The following is a 16,740-nucleotide window of genomic DNA, read 5'->3' on the forward strand; positions in this document are numbered from 1 at the left end:
GGTGAACGCGGTCATGGACGATCTGGTGGATGTGCCCGAGAGCTGGCCCGTGGTCTCCCACGAGGTCAAGGCGACCGGCCGGGTGCAGAACTTCGTCGAGGAGCGGGTGGTCACTCCGACCGGTGACACGATGGTGCGACAGTGGGTGGGCCATCCCGGCGCCGTGGGCATCATGGCACTGGACGACCAGGGCCGCATCGCCGTCGTCCACCAGTACCGGCACCCCGTGGGCATGCGGCTGGTCGAGCCACCGGCGGGCATTCTCGACATGGACGGCGAACGGGCGGTGGAGGCCGCCCAGCGCGAGCTGGCGGAGGAAGCGCAGCTGGCCGCGTCCGACTGGTCGGTGCTGGTCGACCTGTTCACCTCACCCGGTGGGCTGGAGGAGTCGCTGCGCGTCTACCTCGCGCGCGACCTACGGCCCGCGCCGCGTCCCGACGGGTTCGTGGTCGCCGACGAGGAGACCGACATGGGGCTCGCATGGTTGCCGCTCGACACCCTCGTCGAACGGGTCTATGCGGGCCAGGTGCAGAACCCCACCATGGTGGCGGGCACACTGGCACTGGCGCTGGCCATTGCCACCGGACGCGTGGAGCGGCTGCGTCCCCCGACGGCGCCGTGGCCGGCCCGCACGCTGAAGGAGGCGCGCGATCGGAAAGGTGCCTGACCAGCCCCCCGATGACCATCCCGCGCCGCAGCCCCCGATGCTGCGGCTGGTGGGAGAGTTCCTCGATCACCTCGTGGTCGAGCGGGGCCTGTCGGCCAACACGGTGTCGGCCTATCGGCGCGATCTCACCCGGTATTGCGACTGGCTCGCAGGCAGGGGCATCGAGGCGCCCGACGAGGTCCATGCCGCGGACGTCGCCGGCTACCAGCTCGCCCTCGCCTCGGGAGAGGGGGGACGCCGTCCGCTGTCGCCCGCGAGCGTGGCCCGGGCGATCGTCGCCGTGCGGGCGATGCACGCGTTCGCCGCGTCCGAGCACCTGGCTCCCGACAACCCGGCCGTCGAGATCAGCCCTCCGTCGCCGGGAAAGCGCTTGCCCAAGGCTCTGTCGATCGACGAGGTGCGCCGCCTGCTCGATGCCGTCGACCGGACCACCCCCGAGGGACTGAGGGACGCGGCCCTGCTCGAGGTGCTGTACGGCACCGGAGCCCGCATCAGCGAGGCCGTCGGCCTGGACGTGGACGATCTGACGCGCGTCCTGGCCGCTCCGGAACTGGGGTTGCGCCTGGTCGGCAAGGGTGACAAGGAGCGGGTCGTCCCCCTGGGCAGCTACGCCGCGCAGGCGGTGGACGCCTGGCTCGTCCGAGGTCGTCCGGCCTTCGCGCGGAACGCCAGGGCGGCGACGCCCGCGCTGCTGCTCAACACTCGCGGCGCCCGGCTCTCGCGCCAGAGCGCGTGGGGCATCATCCGCGCCCGGGCGGCCGACGCGGGGATCACCACGGAGGTGTCACCGCACAGCCTGCGGCACAGTTTCGCGACGCACCTGCTCGACGGGGGCGCGGACGTCCGTGTCGTCCAGGAGTTGCTCGGCCATGCCTCAGTTACGACCACCCAGATCTATACCGAGGTCACCGTCGACCATCTCCGCGAGGTCTTTCGCAGCGCCCATCCCCGGGCCCTGGGCTGAGGGGTCTGCCACGCGCCTCCAACCGCGCCGCAAAGCGGTCGCGGCAACGCTATGTCGACTATTGTGTGGACGACACGGGTGATGGACAGGGAGCATGGAATGGACAATGGGTCGCTGCGGGCCGACGAGGGCCTCTTCGATGATGAGACCGACGACTCGATGGGCCCGACAGGGCGCCCGCTTCCCGACCTCCCCGAGGTGACACCGCCGGCACCCGGCCCGAAGAACGCGACCATCATCTCGATGACCAACCAGAAGGGCGGCGTCGGCAAGACCACCACCACGATCAACCTGGGCGCTGCCCTCGTGGAGACCGGCCGGCGCATCCTGCTCGTCGACTTCGACCCCCAGGGATCGCTGTCGGTGGGGCTCGGAGTCAACCCGCACACGCTGGACGAGTCCATCTACAACCTGCTGTTGTCCCACGACTACACCTTCGACGAGGTCGTCCTGTCGACGAGCGTGGAGGGGCTCGACCTGTTGCCGGCCAACATCGACCTGTCGGCCGCCGAGCTCCAACTGGTCAGCGAGGTCGCCCGTGAGCAGTCCCTGAAGCGGGTGCTGGACCCGATCCGCGATCGCTACGACTACATCCTCATCGACTGCGCGCCCTCGCTCGGTCTGCTGACGGTCAACGCGCTGACGGCCTCCGACAAGGTGCTCATCCCGCTCGAGTGTGAGTTCTTCGCATTGCGCGGTGTGGCCCTGCTGACCGCCACCATCCAGAAGGTCGTCGACCGGCTCAACCCCGACCTGGAGGTACTGGGCATCGTCGCGACCATGTACGACTCCCGCACCCTGCACAGTCGTGAAGTGCTCCAGCGCGTGCTGGAGGCCTTCGACGACACCGTCTTCCACGCCGTGATCCGCCGCACCGTGAAGTTCCCCGAGACCACGGTCGCCGGCGAGCCGATCACGACGTACGCGCCGACCAATCCGGGTGCGGACGCCTACCGCATGCTCGCGAGGGAGGTGCTGTACCGATGCCACGCGATATGAACCCGTCCGACGCCACGGGCCGGGTGCGCCACGACGAGAAGATCACCGTCTACGTGAGCCGTGACGAACTGCTGGCGCTTGAACAGGTGCGGCTTCGCCTGCGGGCCGATTTCGACATCGCGGTCGACCGGGGGCGCTTGGTACGTGAGGCCGTGGCCCTGCTCGTCGACGATCTGGCGACCGGGGGCGCTGGGTCGGTCGTGGTCCAGCGGCTGCGACAGTGACCGCCGACGCCGGCGTCGCGTCGGCCGACGGCGGCTTCCTGATCAGGCTCGACAACTTCGAGGGGCCGTTCGACCTGCTGCTGCAGCTCATCAGCCGCCACCAGATGGACATCACCGAGGTGGCGCTGAGCAAGGTGACCGACGAGTTCATCGCCCATGTGAAGGCCGGCGGTGAGGTGTGGGATCTGGAGCAGACCTCGTCCTTCCTGGTCGTCGCGGCGACATTGCTCGACCTCAAAGCGGCCCGGCTGCTGCCCAGCGGGGAGGTCGACGACCCCGAGGACCTGGCCGCCCTGGAGGCGCGCGACCTGCTGTTCGCCCGGCTCCTGCAGTATCGCGCCTACAAACAGGTCTCGGTGTGGTTCGCCGATGCGCTGGCCCGCGCGGCGCTGGTGCACGCGCGGCCCGGTGGGCTGGAGGACCGGTTCCGGGGACTGCTGCCGGAGGTGACCATCCCGGGTGGTGCCGAGCGGCTCGCCCGTCTGGCCGAGAAGGCCCTCACCCCGGACGCCGAGCCCGTCATGCCGATCTCGCAGCTGCATGTGCCGCACGTCAGCGTGGCTGAGCAGGCCGGGCTGGTGGCCGCCCGGTTGAGACGTGCGCGGGCGTTGACGTTTCGCGCGCTGACGGGGGACGCCGACCGCCTGACCACGGTCGCTCGCTTCCTGGCGCTGCTGGAACTGTTCCGGCAGGGACAGGTCGGGTTCGAACAACTCGCGCCGCTGGCCGAGCTGACGATCCGGTGGACGGGAACCGAGTCGGGGGAGCTGACCGTCACCGACGAGTTCGACACTCCGCCGGGCGAGGAGCTACCGTCCGACGAGAAGGGGGGACAGCAATGACCGAACGGGATGCCGGCATGACGCCGGGCAACACCCAGGTGCCGGGCGACGAGCCCGCGGCGACCGACGACCCCCGTGCGCTGGGAGCCGCCCTGGAGGCGCTGCTCCTGCTGGCCACCGAGCCGCTCGCCGAGGTCGTGCTGGCCGAGGCCGTGGACGTCCCGGTGGCGGCCGTGGGACATGTGCTGCACGATCTCGCCACGTTCTACGACGCGACTGGCCGGGGATTCCAGCTGCGCCGGATAGCCGGCGGCTGGCAGTACGCCACGCGTCCCGAGCAGGCCGAACTCGTCTCGCGCTGGGTGGTCGAGGGCCAGCAGAACCGGCTCACCCAGGCCGCCCTGGAGACGCTGGCCGTCATCGCCTACATGCAGCCGGTGCCCCGCTCCCGCGTCTCCGCCGTGCGGGGTGTCAACGTGGACGGGGTGGTGCGCACGCTGCTCGCCCGCGACCTGGTCGCCGAGCAGGGGCAGGACGCCGTCACGGGCGCCGGTCTGCTCACCACGACCGACTATTTCCTTGAGCGACTGGGGCTCGCGTCCCTGTCCGACCTTCCGCCGATCGCCCCCCACCTGCCCGAGGCCTCCGACCTGGAGGCCGAACTGGCGGCGCTGGCCATCGTCCCCGAAATCAGCGAGGAGAACCATGAGTGAGCATGACTCCCAGAACGAGGGCCTCAGGCTGCAAAAGGCCCTGGCCCAGGCCGGTGTGGCCAGCCGCCGGGCGTCCGAGGAACTGATCGCGGCCGGCCGCGTCGAGGTCAACGGGCACATCGTCACCGAGCAGGGCACGCGTGTCGACCCCGAGCGCGACACGATCCGCGTGGACGGCGCCCGCATCCCGCCGCCACGACGCCATCTCTACCTGGCTCTCAACAAGCCGCGTGGCGTGGTGTCGACGATGGACGATCCCGAGGGCCGCCCCAGCCTCGATCAGTACGTGCCGCGGCACCAGCGCCTGTTCCATGTCGGGCGCCTCGACACCGACACCGAGGGCCTGATCATCCTCACCAACGACGGCGACCTCGCCAACACCCTCATGCACCCGAGCCACGAGGTTCCCAAGACCTACCTGGCCGAGGTGGAGGGGCTGCTCGACAACAAGGCGATCCGGCGTCTGGAGAAGGGCGTCACTCTCGAGGACGGGCATATCCGAGCCGACAAGGTGAAGCTGGTCACACGCGCCGAGTCGCGCAGCCTGGTGCAGCTGACCCTGCACTCGGGGCGCAACCGCATCGTCCGGCGCATGTTCGACGCCATCGGTCATCCCGTGCGGCAGTTGTCGCGCCTGTCGATCGGGCCCGTGCGGCTCGGCCAGCTGCCGGTGGGCGAGACCCGCGAGCTCACCCGTGAGGAACTCGGGGCGCTGCTCGACATCATCGGGCGCTGATCCGGACGGGCCGCCGGTCGGTCCCGACGAGGCCCGGATGGGCTCCCAGCTTCGTCGGGTAGTGTGCACGGGTGCACAACTTCGTACCGAGCTCCCGGAAGCGCCGGACGATCCGCCTCATGGGCGTCGCGTCGGTGACCGTTCTCGCACTCCTGCTGGGGGCCTGCGGTGGGGACAGCGGCGATGACGCCAGCACCAGCCCGTCGACTCCCGCGTCGAGTGACAGTGCGACGGCCACGCCGAGCGAGACCCCGAGCGCGACGCCGACGGTCGAACCCACCACCCTGGGCGACCTGTCGACGATCGAGGTCAGCCAGGACATGAGCGTCGAGCCCACCATCACCGCGCCCTATCCGTTCGTGGTGGACCAGACCATGACCAAGGTGATCGTGGAGGGCAGCGGGCGCACCGTGCCGGACACCAGCGCCACGGTGCAGGTTCAGTACGTGGGCATCAACGCCCGCACGGGTGCCACGTTCGACTCCTCCTGGTCGTCGGGCTCACCGGTCGCCTTCCAGCTCACCCAGCTGATCTCCGGCTTCGGCAGCGGTGTGGTCAACCACACCGTCGGCTCGCGGCTGGCGATCGCGATCACCAGCGACGACGGGTACGGCGACAGCGGCTACAGCACCATCGGCATCGAGGCCGGCGACACGTTGCTGTTCATCGTCGACATCCTCGACACCGAGCTCTCGGGCCCCTCGGGCGAGACCGTGACGCCGCCGGACGGGCTGCCGCTGGTGAGCGAGGAGAACGGCGTCCCGAAGATCACCATTCCCGAGGGACTGGCCGAGCCGACAGCCGTGCAGGTGCAACCGTTGATCCAGGGATCCGGCCGCGAGCTGGGCTCGTCCGACGCCTTGACCTCCCACGCCGTGTGCACCACGTGGGACGGGAACGAGTACTACAACGACTACGGCGAGGCCGCCGTGAGCGACGCCTCGTCGGGCAGCGTCCACCAGGCGCTGTTCAACGCGCTGGTCGGCCAGAAGACCGGCAGCCGGGTGCTGGTGACGATGCCGGGCTCCGTGGCCTACCCGAACGGGAACAGGACGCCCAGCCTCGCCGCGAACACGTCGGTCGCCTGCGTCGTGGACATCCTGTTCACCTCAACGTATTCGTAACCAGATCGTCGGATTCGGGCCGTAGCCTTTGGGCATGAAGCTCCCTGAATCGCTGGAACAGCACTTCAACGACCAGATCACCCTCGAGTTCGCATCGTCCATGGCCTACCGTCAGCTAGCCATCGAGATGGACGCCCAGAGCCTTCCCGGCATCGGCGCGTGGCTGCGTCACCAGGCGGACGAGGAGATCGTCCATGCCAACAAGTTCATCGACCACCTCGTCGATCGGGACAACCACCCGTCGATCGGGACGGTGGCCGCCCCCGAGGTGAAGCCCGGAGCCTCCCCGGTCGAGGTCTTCGAGGCGGCCCTGGCACACGAACAGCGGGTCTCGGAGGCCATCCGCGCCCTCTATCGCGCGAGCGAGGAGGCCGGGGACCTCGAATCCCGTCCGCTGCTCTTCTGGTTCATCGAGGAGCAGATCGAGGAGGAGTCCACCGTCAGCGAGATCATCACCCGCCTCAGCCTTGTGGAGGGCGACGGCAACGGCCTGCTGCGGTTGGACTCCGAACTCGGTGCCCGCAAGGCGGGAAGCACCGAGAACACCGGCTCCGAGGTCGGCTGACCCGAGGCGTCGACGGCCCGGCGGCCCATGCTCATCGCGGTGGGCGTGCCGGGTCGACGACCCACGGACGCCAGATCGCCTCGCTCTGCCACCACGGAGTTCCCCGGACGCGATCGAGCACCTCACCGGCGGAGCGCACCCGTGGCAGGCCCGCGGACGCGCACAACTCGGCCACGACATCTCCCGCGTCGGCCCCCAGCTCGGCCAGCGCTGCCAGGCTGACGGCCCCGTCTCGCTTGGCCAGGCGTTTTCCTGCCGTGTTGACGGCCAGGCCGACGTGTACGTACCGCGGAACGGTGAACCCGAGCCGGTCGGCCAGCCATGCCTGCCTCGGTGAGGAGTCCAGCAGGTCGGCGCCCCGGCAGACCTGCGTCACACCCTGGAGGCCGTCGTCCACGACCACCGCGAGGTTGTAGGCGGGGGTCCCGTCGGCGCGGAAGAGCACGAAGTCGTCGACGGCGCCGGTGAGTGTCCCGGCATGCAGGTCGGTGATCGTGGCGCTGGCCCCGCCCGACCGCACCCTGATCGCCGGGACGCGCGTGGCGCGGCGCTCCGCTCGCTGAGCCTCGGTGAGGTGCGCGCACGTTCCCGGGTAGGGGCGGTAGGAGCCGTGCGGGGCCCGGGATGCCTCGGCGATCTCGCGGCGGGTGCAGAAACACTCGTAGGTGTCCAGTCCCGCGGCCGCGTCCCGGTAGATCTCGAGCCGCTCGGACTGCCGGACGACCTCCCCGTCCCAGTCGATCCCCAGCGCCGACAGGTCGGCGAGCTGACGGCGTGCCACGTGTGGTGCGGCGGACACCCGCTGCTGGTCGAGGTCCTCGACGCGCAGCAGGAAGCCGAGACCCGCGTCCCGGGCGAACAACCACGCGAGAAGTGCGGTGCGCAGATTCCCCAGGTGAAGGTCGGACGTCGGGCTGGGTGCGAAGCGTCCTGCGGGCATGAACGGCAGCCTATGACGGGTTGTGGCCGATTGCCGGACGCGGCCGCGAGCCCGACACGCCGCGTACGCCTCATCCGCATCGCACTAGCGCGAACGCCCCTGTAAAGCCGCTCCGGTGCTGCTAGGTTGTCTGTCGTGGCAGCCCGCAAGACCGAACGGCTCGTCAATCTGACGATCCTTCTGCTGGTTTCGTCCCGTTTCGTGTCCAAGGAACACATCCGCGACACGATCGAGGGCTATCGCGGCCAGTCCGAGACCGCGTTCCAGCGTCAGTTCGAACGCGACAAGGACGAGTTGCGTGCACTCGGCGTCCCGATCGAGATGGGGAGCAACGACCCCATGTTCGACGACGAGGTCGGGTATCGCATCCCGCGCTGTGACTTCGAACTCCCGCCGATCGACTTCACGCCCCGGGAACTGATGGTGCTCGGGCTCGCGTCCACGGTGTGGCAGCAGGCCAGTGTGGCCGATCACACCGCCCGCGCGCTCGCCAAGCTGCGAGCGGCCGGCGTCGAACCGGATCCGGCGCGACTGACCGCCCTGGCTCCCCGGCTCAGCGCCCGGGAGGCCGCCTTCGAGCCGGCCTTCGACGCGGTGGTCGCGCGGCAGGCGATCACGTTCCGCTACCGGGGCACGGACGAGATCCGCACCGTCGAGCCGTGGCGTGTCGCCTGGCGCAACAACAGCTGGTACCTGCTCGGATTCGACCGGGGACGCGAGGCCCCCCGCGTCTTCAAGCTGTCGCGCATCAGCGACGTGCCGGTTCCCGTCGGGGAGCCCGATGCCTATGATGCGCCGGACCGGCAGCGGCAGGACGAGCTGCTCAAGGACCTGCGGCCCGCGACCGACACGTGGGCCGTCGTCGCGATCAGGGGCGATCGTGCTCCGGCTCTCCGCCGGCGCGGTGAGCAGTGGACCACGGACGTGACGTTGCCCTCCGGTTTCCGGGCGTGGCGGGTGCCCCTGAACGACAGCCTCGCGGCTCCCGAGATCGCCTCTTTCGGAGCCGATGTCCTGGTTCTGGAACCCGCGGACCTGCGGGCTGACGTCGTGGCGCATCTGCGTGGGGTGATCGGGGCGCACGGTTCCCCGGCGCCGGGATCACAGCCGGCGGATTCGCGGGGGGCCACCCGATGATGACGTCGCGAAGCCAGGTGGCTCGGCTGCTGTCGCTGGTGCCGTACCTGCAATCGCACGACGGGGTCACTCTCGACCAAGCCGCCGCCGATTTCGGCGTGACGCCCCGGCAGCTGCGCAAGGACCTCGATGTGCTGTGGATGTGCGGTCTGCCGGGAGGCCTGACCGATGACCTGATCGACTTCGACATGGACGCCGTCGACGGCCAGCGGGTCATCCACATCTCGAACGCGGGTTTCCTGACCAAGCCGTTGAGGTTCACCCAGCACGAGGCGGTGAGCCTGCTCGTGGCGCTGAACGCCATCGGAGGGATGACGGCGGGCGCGTTGCAGGACGCGGCGGCCGGTGCCGCCGGGAAGCTGTCGGCTGCGAGCGGTCATGACGACCCGGTCCTGCTGGCCATCAACACTGGCGACGATGCGCTGCGCTCCGCGCTCCTGGACGCCATCGAGGCCGGGCAACGGCTGCGGCTCACCTACGACGGGGCGGCCCGCGGCGAGACGACCACTCCCGTCGTCGACCCGGGCGCGATCCAGATGCGGGACGGAGCGGCCTACCTTCAGGCGTGGAGCCTGGAGCGGGACGGCTGGCGCACCTATCGCCTCGACCGCATCGTCGAGGCGGTCCCGACCGGGGAGCGGACCGGCGACCACGGGGTCGTCCCCGGTCTGCCGGAGGGCTGGTTCGACACCTCGGGTGGGCGGGTGACGCTGGAGCTGGGACCGGCCTGTTCCTGGGTCGTCGACTACTACCCGGTGAGCGACGTGCAGGCGTGCGACGACGGGGGACTGCGGGCGACGTTCCCCGTGGCCGATCCGGCCTGGCTCACCTCGTTGCTGCTGCGACTGGGCGATGGGGCCCGAGTGATCGATCCCACCGACGCCGCGGACGAGGCCGTGCGAGCGGCTCGGGAGGCCGTGGCGCTCGCGGAGGAGGTTTTCGGCGCTGCCGGGTAGGGCATAGCATGGAGATCACGCCCGACGTGAAGGAGTTGCTATGGGTTCCCTGGGTTGGCCGGAGTTGCTGATCCTGCTGGTGGTGGTCCTGCTGATCTTCGGCACCACGCGTCTGGCGGGGTTGGGCAAGGCCGGCGGTCGCGCGATCCGCGAGTTCAAGGAGGAGACGAGGGGACTGAACGACAAGGACGCCCAGGCCGCACAGCCGAACGTCCAGACTCAGCCGCCGGTGCCGCCCCAGCAGTCGCAGCCGGCGCCCCAGCCCCCGCAGCAGCTGTCACCAGGACAGCAGCAGCCGTACCAGGGGCAGGTCTATGACGCCGAGGTCGTTGACCCCGACAACCACAACCAGCACTGACAAGGCGAGATGTCTGCCGATGTGGGCAGCCCGAAACGGGAGGGGAGGTTCGCCCGGTTCAGGCCACCCAGGTTCGATGAGAACGGGTCGATGACCCTGTGGGATCACCTGCGCGAGATCCGCTACCGCCTCGTGGTATCCGCGGTGGCCATCGTGGTGCTGTTCATCGTCGCGTTCATCTTCTACCCCCAGATCGTCGAGTTGATCCTGCGTCCCTATTCGCTGGCGGCGGACGTCGTCCGCACCCAGAACCCGGGAGCGAACATCCAGGTCGTCAACTCGGGTGTGGCCGCACCCATGTTGCTCGCCCTGAAGTCGGCGGGCCTGGCGGCCATCATCGCCGCGTGCCCGGTCTGGATCTACCAGCTCTGGGCCTTCATCGTCCCCGGCCTGCTCACCAAGGAGAAGCGGGTCGCCCGGCTCTTCCTGCTGTCGGCGATCCCGCTGTTCATCGCCGGGGTGGTGGTCGGCTACCTGATCCTGCCCAAGGCGTTCGAGTTCATGCTGGGCTTCACCGTCGCGGACGCGGGTGTGGCCAACCTGCAGGACCTCAACGACTTCCTCGCCCTCGAGATGCAGATGCTGCTCGTCTTCGGGATCAGCTTCCTGCTTCCGGTCGTCCTCGTGATGATGAACCTCATGGGGGTGGTCAAGGCGAAGGCCCTGGCCAAAGCCCGGCCGATCGCCATCTTCGGCTGCTTCGTCTTCGGCGCGGTGGCCACTCCGTCCGGCGATCCGTTCTCGATGCTCGCGCTGTCGCTTCCGCTGACGATCATGTACCTCGTGAGCGAGGTCATCTGCTCGCGGCACGACGCCCGGCTGCTGAAGGAGCAGTTACGCAACGGTGAGATCACACTGGCCGAGGCCGAGGCCCGCGAACGTGGGGAGTGAGGCCTCACCCGGCCCCGATGATGTCGGTTTCGTCGAGGGGACGCGGCTGGCGAACGGCCTGGGCCGCACCGGTACGATCCACACCCCCCATGGCGACATCTCGACCCCCGCGTTCGTCGTGGTGGGCACCAAGGCGACGGTCAAGTCGGTGCTGCCCGAGACGGTCGCGGGGCTCGGCGCCCAAGCGGTGCTCGCCAATGCGCTGCACCTGTATCTGCAGCCGGGCAGTGACATCGTGGACGAGGCGGGAGGCCTGGGCGCGTTCATGAACTGGCCTGGCCCGACGTTCACGGACTCGGGTGGGTTCCAGGTGATGAGCCTCGGCGTGGGGTTCAAGAAGGTGCTCGCCATGGACGTCACCGGCCTGCAGGACGACGATGTGATCGCCGAGGGGAAGCAGCGACAGGCGCACGTGGATTCCGACGGCGTCTGGTTCACCTCCCCGATCAACGGCGACCGGCATCGGTTCACCCCCGAGGTCAGCATGCGGGTGCAGCACCAGTTGGGCGCCGACATCATGTTCGCTTTCGACGAACTGACGACGCTGATGAACACCCGCGCCTACCAGGAGTCGTCGGTCGAGCGGACGCGGCAATGGGCGGTCCGTTGTCTGGCGGCCCACAGGCAACTGACCGCGCAGCGCTCCCATCGTCCCTATCAGGCACTGTTCGGCGTGGTGCAGGGCGCCCAGTACGAGGATCTCCGCCGCATGGCATGCCGTGGTCTGGTGGCCACCGAGGTCGAGGGGCAGCGCTTCGACGGCTACGGCATCGGCGGAGCCATCGAGAAGCAGCGCCTTGGCGAGATCGTCGGCTGGTGCTCCGAGGAACTTCCGGACGACAAGCCGCGACACCTGCTCGGCATCAGTGAGCCGGACGACCTGTTCGCCGCTGTCGCAGCCGGCGCCGACACCTTCGACTGCGTGAACCCCAGCCGGGTGGCGCGCAACGCGGCGATCTACACCGCACAGGGACGCTACAACGTCAACACCGCCGCCAACCGCCGCGACTTCCGTCCGCTGGAGGAAGGGTGCGACTGCTACACCTGCACCCACTACACCCGCGCCTACCTGCACCACCTGTTCAAAGCCAAGGAGATGCTGTCGGCGACGCTGGCGACCATCCACAACGAGCGGTTCACGGTGCGGCTGGTCGACACGATCCGCGAGGCGATCGAGGCAGGCGACTTCGACGCCTGCCGCACGGAGGTGCTCGGGCGGTTCTATGCACGATCGGGCGCCCCAGGTGGCAGTATCGGTTCATGAGTGAACGAGACGAACCGGGTAGCGAGGCAGCCGAGTTCGCCCCCGATGCCTCGGAGCAGCTCGACCAGATCGGCCCAGCCGAGTCCCTGGTCGACCGCGGGGTCGACGACGTGCTGGACGAGGGATACACACCTCCCGACCACTGGTCGCCCGCCCAGGGCTTCGGCAGCACGCCCGCGGAGATGCGGCAGGGCGAGACCATCGAGCAGCGTGTCGTCCAGGAGGTGCCGGAGGAGGATCCCCGCAAACTCACCGGCCGATGGAACCCCAACGGGGAGTCGCGAGAGGTCGGCAGCAAGCGCGCCGGCCGGCTGGTCGACACCCAGGGCGGGGTCGGCGAGGACACCGAGTCGGAGGTGCTGGCACGTGACGTCGGCATCGACGGCGCGGGCGCCAGCGCCGAGGAGGCCGCGATGCACATCATCGACGAGTCCGATCTCGCGAACCAGTCGCGTGACGACGACGAGGACGGCCCCGCTGACGACGCGTCCGAGGACTGATCGTGCGCGGCGCGCGGTCGGCGCCCACGGGCAGTTACACTTGTGTGGCAGATAAGCGAAAGGATCACCCTGACTACCAGCCACTCATCGTCCATTGAACCCACGGGTCCCACGTCGGCGTCGACCGCGGACACTCCGAGCAACACCGTGGCTCATCTCACGGGCAAGCGGCAGCTCACCATCCCTCCCTCGATCGACATGGTGCGCATCCTCGGGCCGCGGGACGAGTTCCTGCGCATCCTGGAGCGCGATCTCGCCGCTGATCTTCTCGTCCGGGGCAACGAGTTCACGATCACCGGCACCACGAGCGACATCCAGTTGGCGGCCGACGTCATCACCGAGATGGTGGCCATCGTCCGCACCGGCCAGGGGCTGAGCGCCGAGACCATCGAGCGGATCGTCACGATGACCGCGTCCCCCGAGGTGGCGAGTCCCGCCGAGGTGCTGACGCACGACATCCTGTCGTCCCGAGGTAAGACGATCCGGCCCAAGACGCTCAATCAGAAGCGCTATGTGGACGCCATCGACCGCCACACCATCACGTTCGGCATCGGGCCGGCGGGCACCGGCAAGACCTACCTGGCCATGGCCAAGGCCGTCCAGGCCCTGCAAGCCAAGCAGGTCAACCGGATCATCCTCACGAGGCCGGCGATAGAGGCCGGTGAGAAGCTGGGATACCTGCCGGGCACGCTGAACGACAAGATCGACCCCTACCTGCGTCCGCTGTACGACGCCCTGCACGACATGCTCGATCCGGATTCGATCCCGAAGCTGCTGACCGGTGGGGTGATCGAGGTGGCGCCGCTGGCGTACATGCGCGGGCGCACGCTGAACGATGCCTTCATCGTCCTGGACGAGGCGCAGAACACCTCGATGGAGCAGATGAAGATGTTCCTCACCCGGCTCGGGTTCGGATCGCGGATCGTGGTGACCGGCGACGTCACGCAGATCGACCTGCCCGGGGGAGTCCGCAGTGGCCTGCGGGCGGTGCAGGAGATCCTCGACGGTGTGGAGGACATCGCCTTCTGCCAGCTGACCAACCGCGATGTCGTCCGCCACAAGCTGGTGGGACGCATCGTGGCGGCCTATGACCGCTACGACGCCACGCTCGCCGACGCCATGGGGCCACAGCGCTCCAGGGTGCGGAGGTGAACGACATGGAGCCGCCGCTCAGACCCGGAACCACTGCCGAGACCCGGAAGGGCGTCCGATGATCGACATCAACAACGAATCAGGCGTGGAGGTCGACGAGCTCGGGCTCGTCCAGCTGGCCGGGTTCGCACTGTCGGCGCTACGTATCCACCCCGAGGCCGATCTGTCGATCCTGCTGGTCGACGAGGACGTGATGGCCACCTACCACAAGCGCTTCATGGACCTCGACGGGCCGACCGACGTCATGAGTTTCCCGATGGACGAACTCCGGGCCCCCGAGCCCGGCCAGGACCCGCCCCGCGGCATGCTCGGCGACATCGTGATCTGCCCCCAGTTCACCTCGGCGCAGGCCCCCGAGAACGGCCGGGAGCCGGCCGACGAGATCGAGTACCTGCTGGTGCACGGGCTCCTCCACCTGCTGGGGCACGACCACGCGGAGCCCGCGGAGAAGTCGGTCATGTTCGGGCTCAACGACCGGCTGATCACCGAATGGCGCCGCGCGAAGGCCTCGAGATGACCTCACGGGAGTGGATCATGCTGGCCGTGGCGCTCGTGCTGGCGGCGCTCGCCATGGTCATGACGGTGATCGAGACCGCGATGCACGCGATCACGCCGACCCGCGCGGAACGGATGGTGGACGAGAGCCTGCCCGGCGCCGCTGCGCTCAAGGAGATCGTGGACGATCCCGCGCCCGAGTTCACGGCCGCCCGGCTGCTGAAGGTTCTGGCCGAGGTCTCCTCGGTGGTCCTGGTCACTCTGGTGGTCGTCCAGCTGGTCGGCACGACCGGTGCCCGGCTCACCTGGTCGATCGCCGTCATGGTGGTCGTGTCCTTTGTGGCCTGGGGAGTCGCCCCGCGCACGCTGGGACGCCTGCACGCCGAACGGGTGGCGCGTTCCTCCGCTCGCCCCATGTCGATCCTCGCGACCCTCCTGTGGCCGGCGTCGCAGTTGCTGATCTGGTTCGGCAACGTCATCACGCCCGGCCCGGGGTATGCCGACGGGCCGTTCAGCCCCGAGGCCGAGAAGATCGCCGAGGCCAGCGAGGGCGAGCGCGAGATGATCAACTCGGTCTTCGAGCTGGGGGACACCCTGGTGCGTGAGGTGATGGTTCCCCGCACCGACGTCGTCTATCTCGAACGCGCCAAGACACTGCGTCAGGGGCTCTCGTTGGCCTTGCGCTCGGGCTTCAGCCGCATCCCGGTCATCGGGGACGATCTGGACGATGTCGTCGGCATCGTCTACCTGAAGGACCTGATGAAGCGTGTCTACGACAATCCCGATGCCGACAGGCGCGAGACGGTCGACCGGATCATGCGTTCAGCGTCCTTCACCCCCGACAGCAAGCCCGTCGACGCCCTGCTGCGCGAGATGCAGCTGACCCGCAACCACATCGTGGTCGTCGTCGACGAGTTCGGCGGCACGGCGGGGATCGCCACCATCGAGGACCTCGTGGAGGAGATCGTCGGCGAGATCACCGACGAGTACGACGCGGAACCCGACCTCGCGGAGGAGGCCGAGCCCGGTCTGTGGCGCGTCTCGGCGCGTATGCCGGTGGACGACATGGGCGACCTGTTCGGTCTCGACCTGGACGACGAGGACGTGGAGACCGTCGGTGGCCTGCTGGCCAAGGAGCTGAACATGGTGCCGATCAAGGGGTCCCATATCGAATGGCGGGGTCTCGACATCACCGCCGAGAAGGCCACGGGACGCCGTCACCAGATCGACACCGTGCTGGTGCGCCAGTTGCCGCCCGAGCCCGAGGACGTCGAGAGCGAGGATGACGACGATGAGTGATGACGTGTCCACCGAGCCGTCGGCCGACCAGCCCACCTTCCGATCGGGATTCGTCTGCTTCGTCGGGCGGCCGAACGCGGGCAAGTCGACGCTCACGAATTCCCTGGTGGGAAGCAAGGTCGCGATCACGAGCAGCAAGCCGCAGACCACGCGGCACGCGGTGCGCGGGATCATCTCGCGTCCCGACGCCCAGCTGGTCGTCATCGACACGCCCGGGCTCAGCAAGCCGCGGTCCCTGCTCCAGGAACGGCTCAACGATCTCGTCCACCAGACGTGGAGCGAGGTGGACGTCGTCGCCGTCGTCTTTCCCGCCAACCAGCATGTGGGGCCCGGTGACGAGTACCTCGTCGGCGAACTGGCGGCGCTGGCACGCCGCCCCCGGCTCGTGGCGCTTGCCACGAAGTCCGATCTCGTCGGGCCCGACCGGCTCGCCAAGCACCTGGTGGAGATCGACGCGCTCCAGGAGAAGCTGGGCGTGCGATGGGAGCACATCATCCCCTGCTCGGCGATGACCGGCGCTCAGGTGGACGAGGTCGCCGACGTGCTGGTCTCTCTGCTCGAGCCCGGCCCGGCCTACTACCCCGACGGTGAGATCACGGACGAGCCGACCGAGACGTTGGTCGCCGAACTCATCCGGGAGGCCGCGCTCGAGGGTGTGCACGACGAACTGCCGCACTCGCTGGCCGTCGAGATCGACGAGATGCGTCCCCGGGAGGGGCGACCGGCCGATCACCCGCTGGTCGACGTGTTCGCGTCCATGGTGGTCGAGCGCGACTCCCAGAAGGGGATCATGATCGGCCACAAGGGGGAACGCATCAAACAGGTGGGCATCGACGCCCGCCGCCAGATCGAGGCGCTCCTCGGGACGCCGGTGCACCTCGACCTCAAGGTCAAGGTGCTCAAGCAGTGGCAGAGCGATCCCCGCCACCTGAACCGGTTGGGGTTCTGAGGCCCCAACCGGCCCGATGACGGGT

The 16,740-nt window shown here is 68.9% G+C and carries 20 protein-coding genes; 19 read left to right on the plus strand and 1 reads right to left on the minus strand.

What is annotated here, in order from left to right:
- The first annotated feature begins 13 nt into the window (after positions 1-13).
- From FB473_RS03930 to FB473_RS03970, 9 genes are all read left to right on the plus strand, one after another.
- A complete protein-coding gene (locus FB473_RS03930; protein WP_167169003.1) occupies positions 14-667 on the plus strand; it encodes an NUDIX domain-containing protein in 654 nt (217 codons plus the stop codon).
- A 37-nt stretch (positions 668-704) separates the two neighbouring features.
- Positions 705-1,631, plus strand: coding sequence for a site-specific tyrosine recombinase XerD (gene xerD / locus FB473_RS03935; RefSeq protein ID WP_167169007.1), 927 nt, complete (start codon positions 705-707; stop codon positions 1,629-1,631).
- 99 nt (positions 1,632-1,730) lie between these two features.
- Positions 1,731-2,630 carry a ParA family protein gene (locus tag FB473_RS03940; protein ID WP_243863458.1) on the plus strand — a complete coding sequence of 300 codons (900 nt, stop codon included), beginning with the start codon at positions 1,731-1,733 and terminating at the stop codon, positions 2,628-2,630.
- Complete coding sequence (locus tag FB473_RS03945) at positions 2,615-2,854, plus strand: hypothetical protein (RefSeq protein ID WP_167165007.1); 240 nt, start codon at positions 2,615-2,617, stop codon at positions 2,852-2,854. The genes FB473_RS03940 and FB473_RS03945 overlap by 16 nt, the downstream gene beginning before the upstream one ends.
- Complete coding sequence (locus tag FB473_RS03950; protein WP_167165009.1) at positions 2,851-3,696, plus strand: segregation/condensation protein A; 846 nt, start codon at positions 2,851-2,853, stop codon at positions 3,694-3,696. Before FB473_RS03945 ends, FB473_RS03950 begins: the two co-directional genes overlap by 4 nt.
- Positions 3,693-4,349, plus strand: coding sequence for an SMC-Scp complex subunit ScpB (gene scpB / locus FB473_RS03955; RefSeq protein ID WP_243863460.1), 657 nt, complete (start codon positions 3,693-3,695; stop codon positions 4,347-4,349). Before FB473_RS03950 ends, scpB begins: the two co-directional genes overlap by 4 nt.
- A complete protein-coding gene (locus FB473_RS03960; protein WP_167165011.1) occupies positions 4,342-5,085 on the plus strand; it encodes a pseudouridine synthase in 744 nt (247 codons plus the stop codon). Before scpB ends, FB473_RS03960 begins: the two co-directional genes overlap by 8 nt.
- A gap of 71 nt (positions 5,086-5,156) precedes the next feature.
- Positions 5,157-6,209 (plus strand): FKBP-type peptidyl-prolyl cis-trans isomerase, encoded by a 1,053-nt coding sequence (locus FB473_RS03965; RefSeq protein ID WP_167165013.1) that lies wholly within the window; start codon positions 5,157-5,159, stop codon positions 6,207-6,209.
- 34 nt (positions 6,210-6,243) lie between these two features.
- Positions 6,244-6,774 carry a ferritin gene (locus FB473_RS03970; protein WP_167165016.1) on the plus strand — a complete coding sequence of 177 codons (531 nt, stop codon included), beginning with the start codon at positions 6,244-6,246 and terminating at the stop codon, positions 6,772-6,774.
- Between the two features lie 31 nt (positions 6,775-6,805).
- Here FB473_RS03970 and gluQRS read toward each other — a convergent pair whose 3' ends face one another.
- Positions 6,806-7,714, minus strand: a complete 909-nt coding sequence (gene gluQRS / locus FB473_RS03975; protein ID WP_167165018.1) for a tRNA glutamyl-Q(34) synthetase GluQRS — start codon at positions 7,712-7,714, stop codon at positions 6,806-6,808.
- A gap of 135 nt (positions 7,715-7,849) precedes the next feature.
- Between gluQRS and FB473_RS03980 the strand changes: the two genes are divergently transcribed.
- The 10 genes from FB473_RS03980 to era all read left to right on the plus strand — a co-directional run bounded on the left by FB473_RS03980 (position 7,850) and on the right by era (position 16,715).
- Entirely contained in the window at positions 7,850-8,851 is a 1,002-nt protein-coding gene (locus tag FB473_RS03980) for a WYL domain-containing protein (RefSeq protein WP_167165020.1), read from the plus strand.
- Positions 8,848-9,807, plus strand: a complete 960-nt coding sequence (locus FB473_RS03985) for a helix-turn-helix transcriptional regulator (RefSeq protein WP_167165022.1) — start codon at positions 8,848-8,850, stop codon at positions 9,805-9,807. Before FB473_RS03980 ends, FB473_RS03985 begins: the two co-directional genes overlap by 4 nt.
- A gap of 40 nt (positions 9,808-9,847) precedes the next feature.
- Entirely contained in the window at positions 9,848-10,165 is a 318-nt protein-coding gene (gene tatA, locus FB473_RS18565; protein WP_167165024.1) for a twin-arginine translocase TatA/TatE family subunit, read from the plus strand.
- Positions 10,166-10,174: 9 nt separating this feature from the next.
- The gene (tatC, locus tag FB473_RS03995) at positions 10,175-11,056 is read left to right on the plus strand and encodes a twin-arginine translocase subunit TatC (RefSeq protein WP_167165026.1); all 882 of its coding nucleotides are present in this window, start codon (positions 10,175-10,177) and stop codon (positions 11,054-11,056) included.
- 46 nt (positions 11,057-11,102) lie between these two features.
- Positions 11,103-12,320, plus strand: a complete 1,218-nt coding sequence (gene tgt / locus FB473_RS04000; RefSeq protein WP_208390653.1) for a tRNA guanosine(34) transglycosylase Tgt — start codon at positions 11,103-11,105, stop codon at positions 12,318-12,320.
- A complete protein-coding gene (locus FB473_RS04005; protein WP_167165030.1) occupies positions 12,317-12,820 on the plus strand; it encodes a DUF5709 domain-containing protein in 504 nt (167 codons plus the stop codon). Before tgt ends, FB473_RS04005 begins: the two co-directional genes overlap by 4 nt.
- A 198-nt stretch (positions 12,821-13,018) precedes the next feature.
- Positions 13,019-13,972 (plus strand): PhoH family protein, encoded by a 954-nt coding sequence (locus FB473_RS04010; RefSeq protein WP_167169012.1) that lies wholly within the window; start codon positions 13,019-13,021, stop codon positions 13,970-13,972.
- Positions 13,973-14,030: 58 nt separating this feature from the next.
- The gene (gene ybeY, locus FB473_RS04015) at positions 14,031-14,489 is read left to right on the plus strand and encodes an rRNA maturation RNase YbeY (protein ID WP_167165032.1); all 459 of its coding nucleotides are present in this window, start codon (positions 14,031-14,033) and stop codon (positions 14,487-14,489) included.
- Positions 14,486-15,766 carry a hemolysin family protein gene (locus tag FB473_RS04020; RefSeq protein ID WP_167165034.1) on the plus strand — a complete coding sequence of 427 codons (1,281 nt, stop codon included), beginning with the start codon at positions 14,486-14,488 and terminating at the stop codon, positions 15,764-15,766. Before ybeY ends, FB473_RS04020 begins: the two co-directional genes overlap by 4 nt.
- Positions 15,759-16,715, plus strand: a complete 957-nt coding sequence (gene era, locus FB473_RS04025) for a GTPase Era (RefSeq protein WP_243863470.1) — start codon at positions 15,759-15,761, stop codon at positions 16,713-16,715. Before FB473_RS04020 ends, era begins: the two co-directional genes overlap by 8 nt.
- The last annotated feature ends 25 nt before the right edge of the window (positions 16,716-16,740 follow it).

Origin of the sequence: Brooklawnia cerclae (assembly GCF_011758645.1) — a bacterium.
Lineage (GTDB): Bacteria > Actinomycetota > Actinomycetes > Propionibacteriales > Propionibacteriaceae > Brooklawnia > Brooklawnia cerclae.